Origin of the sequence: Micromonospora sp. NPDC005197 (genome assembly GCF_040608295.1) — a bacterium.
GTDB lineage: Bacteria > Actinomycetota > Actinomycetes > Mycobacteriales > Micromonosporaceae > Micromonospora.
In genome coordinates this window covers 76,728-82,944 of sequence record NZ_JBEXHY010000015.1, presented here as the reverse complement: position 1 = coordinate 82,944, position 6,217 = coordinate 76,728, and the positions used below count along the sequence as shown (strand labels likewise).

At 70.5% G+C, this 6,217-nt stretch carries 6 protein-coding genes; all 6 read left to right on the top strand.

Annotated features, from left to right (window positions below; all coding sequences use genetic code 11):
• Window positions 1–69: 69 nt before the first annotated feature.
• The 6 genes from ABZU46_RS08620 to ABZU46_RS08595 all read left to right on the top strand — a co-directional run bounded on the left by ABZU46_RS08620 (window position 70) and on the right by ABZU46_RS08595 (window position 6,197).
• A complete protein-coding gene (locus ABZU46_RS08620) occupies window positions 70–1,047 on the top strand; it encodes an NAD-dependent epimerase/dehydratase family protein (RefSeq protein ID WP_354855819.1) in 978 nt (325 codons plus the stop codon).
• 76 nt (window positions 1,048–1,123) lie between these two features.
• Entirely contained in the window at window positions 1,124–2,347 is a 1,224-nt protein-coding gene (locus ABZU46_RS08615) for an LCP family protein (protein ID WP_354855818.1), read from the top strand.
• 196 nt (window positions 2,348–2,543) lie between these two features.
• Window positions 2,544–3,803 carry an LCP family protein gene (locus ABZU46_RS08610; protein WP_354855817.1) on the top strand — a complete coding sequence of 420 codons (1,260 nt, stop codon included), beginning with the start codon at window positions 2,544–2,546 and terminating at the stop codon, window positions 3,801–3,803.
• Between the two features lie 238 nt (window positions 3,804–4,041).
• Entirely contained in the window at window positions 4,042–5,004 is a 963-nt protein-coding gene (locus tag ABZU46_RS08605; protein ID WP_354855824.1) for an LCP family protein, read from the top strand.
• Window positions 5,005–5,062: 58 nt separating this feature from the next.
• Window positions 5,063–5,398, top strand: coding sequence for a rhodanese-like domain-containing protein (locus ABZU46_RS08600; protein ID WP_354855816.1), 336 nt, complete (start codon window positions 5,063–5,065; stop codon window positions 5,396–5,398).
• Between the two features lie 10 nt (window positions 5,399–5,408).
• Window positions 5,409–6,197 carry a glycerophosphodiester phosphodiesterase family protein gene (locus ABZU46_RS08595; RefSeq protein ID WP_354855815.1) on the top strand — a complete coding sequence of 263 codons (789 nt, stop codon included), beginning with the start codon at window positions 5,409–5,411 and terminating at the stop codon, window positions 6,195–6,197.
• Window positions 6,198–6,217 lie beyond the last annotated feature (20 nt).

Genomic DNA, 6,217 nt, shown 5'->3' with positions numbered 1-6,217 from the left:
GCCCCCTGTTGACGCCACGCGTCAACAGGGGGCCTCTTGCGGTAAACAGGGGTCGGTAGGCTGACCGGCATGAAGGTTGCTGAGCGCTTCGGTTCCGGTCACCGCGTTCTCGTCACCGGCGGCGCCGGTTTCGTCCCGTCGCACCTGGTCGACTCCCTGATCGCCCGGGGCTGCACGGTGGTGGCGCTGGACAACTTCGTCACCGGCTCCAAGGAGAACGTCGCCCACCTGCTCGACCGGCCAACCTTCACCCTGGTCGAGGCGGACCTCTCCGACGGCCTGCCGACGCACCACCCGGCAATGGCCGAGCGGTTCGACGCGATCCTGCACATGGCCTCGCCGGCCAGCCCCACCGACTTCGCGCAACTGCCCGTGGAGATCCTCCGGGTCGGCTCGGTGGGCACCCTGCACCTGCTGGAGCGCGCGGTCGCCGACGGCGCCCGGTTCCTGATGGCCTCCACCTCCGAGGCGTACGGGGATCCGAAGGAGCACCCGCAGCGCGAGACCTACTGGGGCAACGTCAACCCCATCGGCGTCCGCAGCGTCTACGACGAGGCGAAGCGCTTCTCCGAGGCGGCCACGATGGCGTACCACCGCTACCGCGGGCTGGACGCGGCGATCGTCCGGATCTTCAACACGTACGGCCCGCGGATGCGCCCGGACGACGGCCGGGCCATCCCCACCTTCATCTCCCAGGCGCTGCGCGGCGAGCCGATCACCGTGCACGGCACCGGCAACCAGACCCGGTCGATCTGCTTCGTCGAGGACCTGGTGCGGGGCATCCTGCTGCTGCTCGACTCGACCGAGACCGGCCCGGTCAACTGCGGCACCGAGCACGAGATGTCCATGCGTCAACTCGCCGAGTTGATCGTGTCGCTCTCCGACAGCAGCTCGCAGGTGACGTACATCACCCGCAGCTCGGACGACCCGGAGATGCGCCGCCCCGATCTGACCCTCGCCCGTGAACTGCTCGGATACGAGCCGACCGTGACGCCCGAAGACGGCCTGCGACGCACGATCGAGTATTTCCGGGCGCGGCTAGGGTAACCAGCTCACGGCGGAGCACCGCGGGCTGAGTGTCGCCTGAGGGCGGTAGTGGCTCCCGCTACGTACCCTGAGTTACATGTCAGCGACCTCTGCCGGCGTTCCTCACCCGCACCTGCACCGCAGCGCCGGGCGCGCCTCGGTGCCCAGCCCCGACCGGGGCGCCTCCGGACGCGCGCGTCCCGCCGAGGCGCGCTGGTACCCGCCGTACGACGAGCAGCAGCCCGGTCCGGGCGGCCCGGCGGGGCCGACGGGACCGGGCGGGCCCGGTGGGGCCGGCGGGCCGGGACGGCGTGGCCCCCGGCCGCGCTGGGGACGGATCGGCCTGGTGGCCGGGATCGCGGTGCTGGTGCTCGCGCTGCTCGGCGGCCTGGGCGCCTGGCTGTACGCGCGCAACCTCGACAACGACCTGGCCCGCACGGACCCGTTCGCGGAGATCACCGGCGGTCGGCCGGCGAAGCCCGTCGACGGCGCGTTGAACATCCTGCTGGTCGGCAGCGACTCCCGGGACCCGGACGCGCCGGTCGACACCAAGAGCCAGTGGCGGGCCGACACGGTCATCGTGATGCACATCCCGGCCGACCACCAGTCGGCGTACCTGGTCTCCATCCCGCGTGACCTGTACGTGCCGATCCCGCAGAGCGCCGGGGCGGACTGCGGCTCCGGCCAGCGCGCGAAGATCAACGCGGCGTTCGCGTTCGGTGGCCTGCCGCTGGCAGTCCGCACCGTGGAGTGCTTCACCGACGTCCGGATCGACCACGTGATGGCGATCGACTTCGGCGGTTTCAAGGAGGTCACCGACGCCCTCGGCGGAGTGGACCTGAAGGTGGAGCGGACGATCACCTCGATCCACAAGCCGTACCGGACGTTCACCAAGGGCACCAACCACATGGACGGCGGCGAGGCGCTGGACTGGATCCGGCAGCGCAAGCAGTTCCCGGACGGCGACTTCGCCCGGATGCGGCACCAGCAGGAGTTCCTCCGGGCGCTGATGGACAAGGCGGCGAGCACCGGCACCCTGGCGAACCCGAAGAAGCTCAACGACTTCCTCAAGTCGGTGACCGCCGCGGTGACCGTCGACCAGGGCTTCTCGGTGACGGACATGGCGGTGCAGTTCCGCAACCTGCGTGGGCAGAACCTCACGTTCCTGACCAGCCCGAACTCGGGCAGCGACACCATCAACGGCGAGTCGGTGGTGGTGTCCGACCGGGAGAGGGCGCTGGCGATGTACCGGGCCATGTCGGCGGACACCATGGCGGACTGGGTCAAGGCCAACCCGCCGAAGAGCACCGACGGCGGCTGAGCGCAGGGGTGGACCGCGTCGGCGGCGACGCGGTCCACCCTGAAGCGAGCCGACCTCGCCTTTACGGTCATCGAATGGGGACGATCGCCCGGTTGACGGCACCTGTCGTCCCAATTGAGTCCAGATGAACTCGCAAAGTCGAATTGATGTACGTACAGTGGGGCGGCCCCCCTCCTGATCACGAGCTGGAGCACGCATGCCGGTTCAGGCCAGCCGTCGCCCTTCGTCCGCCGGATCCGCCGCGCCGAGCGGCCGGATCGCCGCGTCCATACCGGTGCAGCCGGGCCCGTCGAACGGTGGTCCGGGCGGTCGCCCGCCGGGTGGCGGCAACGGCCGGACAGGCGGGAAGGGGCCGGCGAAGAAGCGGCCCCGCCGCAAGGATCCGCTCTGGGCCCGGCTGACCGTGATCTTCGGCGCGGTGCTGATGCTCAGCAGCGGGGTGGCCATCGTCGGCACCAAGGTGCTGATCGGCCAGGCGACCGGCGACATCGCCCAACGCAACCTGCTCGGTGATGCCGGCAAGACCGACGCGGAGGGCGGCGCGAGCCTCGACGGTCCGATCGACATGCTGCTGCTCGGCGTGGACGCGCGCGAGCGTTGGGCCGCCGACGACGTCCGCTCGGACAGCATCATCATCCTGCACATCCCGGCCTCGCACGACCAGGCGTACCTGATCTCGATCCCCCGCGACACCGAGGCGCAGATCCCGCCCTTCAAGAAGAGCGGCTTCACCGGCGGCACCGACAAGATCAATGCCGCGTTCCAGGCCGGCGCCCGCAACGGTGGCGGCTGGGAGGGCGGCGCCCAGCTGATGGCGCAGACGATCAAGCGGCTCACCGGGATCAGCTTCGACGGCGCGGCGATCATCAACTTCGGTGGCTTCAAGAACGTCATCGACACCCTGGGCACCGTGAAGATCTGCGTCAGCTACGAGGTCAAGTCGAAGCACATGTCGTTCGTCGACGGCAAGCCCATGTGGAACGCGGACGCCAAGAAGACCGGCAAGACGATGACGCCCGTCGTGCACAAGAAGGGCTGCCAGGAGATGGAGGGCTGGGCCGCCCTCGACTACGCCCGGCAGCGCTACGGCCTCCCCGGCGGCGACTACGACCGGCAGCAGAACCAGCAGCAACTGATCAAGGCGATGGCCCGCAAGGCCACCGACGGCGGCATGCTGACCAACCCGGCCAAGCTGAACCAGCTGATCAAGGCGGCCGGCAAGGCGTTCGTCCTGGACACCGGCGGCGTGCCGATCGAGAACTTCATCTTCACCATGCGTGGGGTCACCGCTAACGAGTTGACCATGCTGAAGACCAACAACGGCAGCTTCAACGGCAACGGCAACAACCGTGAGGCGTTGAACGAGGAAACGATGCAGATGTTCCAGGCGGTCAAGCAGGACAAGCTCGCCGAGTTCGTCTTCACCCACCCCGAGGTGATCTCCGGCCGCAAGTGACGGCCGCCGCGTCGCTTCACGCCGCCTCGCCTGAGGCGGCGTCGCCTCGGGCCGCGTCGCCTCAGGCCGCCCACTCCAAGTCGCGGAAAGCCCGACGACCGGTTCGCTACCGCCCGTAGCCTGACGTGAGCAGGTTTCACGTATCGGCTGCGGGGAGGCGGTCACGTCCAGGTGGGGCCGGAACGCAGCGGACCGGGCACGCCCGGCCGCGCCCCGCCGCGCCCGCTGGTCACGCCTCCTGCTCGGCGTCGGTCTGGCCCTCGTCCTGCTGGCCGGGCTCGCCCAGATCGGGCTCAAGACGCTTACCCACCGGTACGACCGTACGGTGACCAAGGAGCAGCTGCTCGACGCCGACGCCCGCACCGACCGGACCGACCTGGACGGGCCGCTCAACTACCTGCTCATCGGCACCGACCGACGCGCCGGCAGCAGCGAACCGGACCAGCGCTCGGACACCATCCTCATCGTGCACGTGCCCGCCGGGCGGCGGGAGGCGTACCTGGTCTCCATCCCGCGTGACCTGCTGGTCTCCATCCCGCCCGCGAACGGCTTCGGCGGCGGTCCAGACAAGATCAATGCTGCGTACGAGCACGGCGGCGGCGGGCAGGCCGGCACCCGACTGCTCTCCGTCACCCTGAACCGGCTCACCGGCATCCGCTTCGACGGCGCCGCGCTGATCGACTTCTCCGGCTTCCGGAAAGTGATCGACCTCCTCGGCGGGGTGCAGATGTGCGTGGACACCCAGGTCCGCTCGATCCACACCAACCGCGTCTTCCCCACCGGCTGCCAGCGGATGGACGGCGCGCAGGCGTTGGACTACGTACGGCAGCGCTACGACCTGCCCAACGGCGACTTCGACCGGCAGCGCCACCAGCAGCAACTCCTGCGGGCGATGCTGGACAGCGCCGGCAAAGCCGACCTGCGCAACAACCCCGTCAAACTGGACCAGGTGCTCCGCGCGGTCGGCGGCTCGTTGACCGTCGACACCAACGGCGTACCCCTGGAGGATCTGCTCCTCGCGCTCCGCGCGCTGCCGCCCGACGGGATGCGCGGCGTTGAGGTGCCCTCGTCGCCGCAGACCATCGACCAGGTTTCGTACGTGGTGCTCGACAACGGCGGCAACGGGCTCTTCGAGGCCGTCCGGGGGACCCGCGTACCGGCCTGGGCGCAGGCCAATCCCCGCTGGGTGACCCGGTTGTGACCGTACCGACGGCCGGGTCGGTGCCGATCCGGCCCGCGAGGATCTAGTGTTGCTTCCTGTGTTCGGACCCCAGGTTCCCACCGTGCCCGTGACCCAGATCGCCGACGACACCTACCTGCTCGACGTGCGGGAGGCCGACGAATGGGCGGCCGGCCACGCACCCACCGCCCACCACCTGCCGATGATGGAGCTGCCGGCGCGGCTGGCCGAGGTGCCCACCGACCGGGACGTGGCCGTCATCTGCCGCTCCGGTGGACGTTCCGCCCAGGTCGTCGCCTACCTGGTCAACAACGGCTGGGAGCAGGTGCGAAACGCCGACGGCGGGATGCGCCAGTGGGCAGCGGTCGGCCGTCCGGTGGTCGACGCGAACGGGCAGCCCGGCCAGGTCATCTGAGGCGGCCGGAATGGGCGGTCCTCTGGTCTTCGCGCACCGCGGCGCCTCGTACGACCTTCCGGAGCACACCCTCGCCGCGTACCTGCGCGCCCTCGACGAGGGCGCCGACGGGCTGGAGTGCGACGTCCGGCTGACCCGCGACGGGCATCTGGTCTGCGTCCACGACCGGCGACTGGACCGCACCAGCAACGGCCGCGGTCTGGTCAGCGCGCGCACCCTCGCCGAGCTGGACGCGCTGGACTTCGGTTCCTGGCATCCGGGCAGCGCTCCGAGCGGTGACCTGCCGCCGGACGAGTCGCACACCCGGCTGTTGACGCTGGCCCGGCTGCTCGACGCGGTGCTCGCCGCCGGGCGGCCGGTCCGGCTGCTGGTGGAGACGAAGCATCCGTCCCGCTACGGCTCGACCGTGGAACGGCGGTTGGTCGAGCTGCTGCGGCGGTACGGGCTGGCCGACCCGGCACCGGACGACCCCGTCCAGCTCACCGTCATGTCGTTCTCCCCGCTGGCCGTCCGACGGGTCCGGGAGCTGGCCCCGGCGCTGCCCACGGTGCTGCTGTTGGAGGTGCTGCCGCCCTGGCTGCGGCTGGGCCGGCTGCCGTTCGGCGCCCGCATCGCCGGGCCGGGCATCGGCCTGGTCCGGGCCCGCCCGCACCTGCTGCCCGCGCTGCGCGCCGCCGGCAACCAGGTGTACGTCTGGACCGTCAACGAGCCGGCCGACGTGGAGTTGGTGCTGGCCGAGGAGGTGGACGGGATCATCACCGACCGCCCGGCGCACGTCCTGGCCCGGCGGGACCGCTGAACGGGCCTCAATGCCGAGCT

Coding starts and splice junctions, on each gene's coding strand:
- ABZU46_RS08620 (WP_354855819.1), top strand. CDS start 70: ATGAAGGTTGCTGAGCGCTTCGGTTCCGGTCACCGCGTTCTCGTCACC.
- ABZU46_RS08610 (WP_354855817.1), top strand. CDS start 2,544: ATGCCGGTTCAGGCCAGCCGTCGCCCTTCGTCCGCCGGATCCGCCGCG.
- ABZU46_RS08615 (WP_354855818.1), top strand. CDS start 1,124: ATGTCAGCGACCTCTGCCGGCGTTCCTCACCCGCACCTGCACCGCAGC.
- ABZU46_RS08595 (WP_354855815.1), top strand. CDS start 5,409: ATGGGCGGTCCTCTGGTCTTCGCGCACCGCGGCGCCTCGTACGACCTT.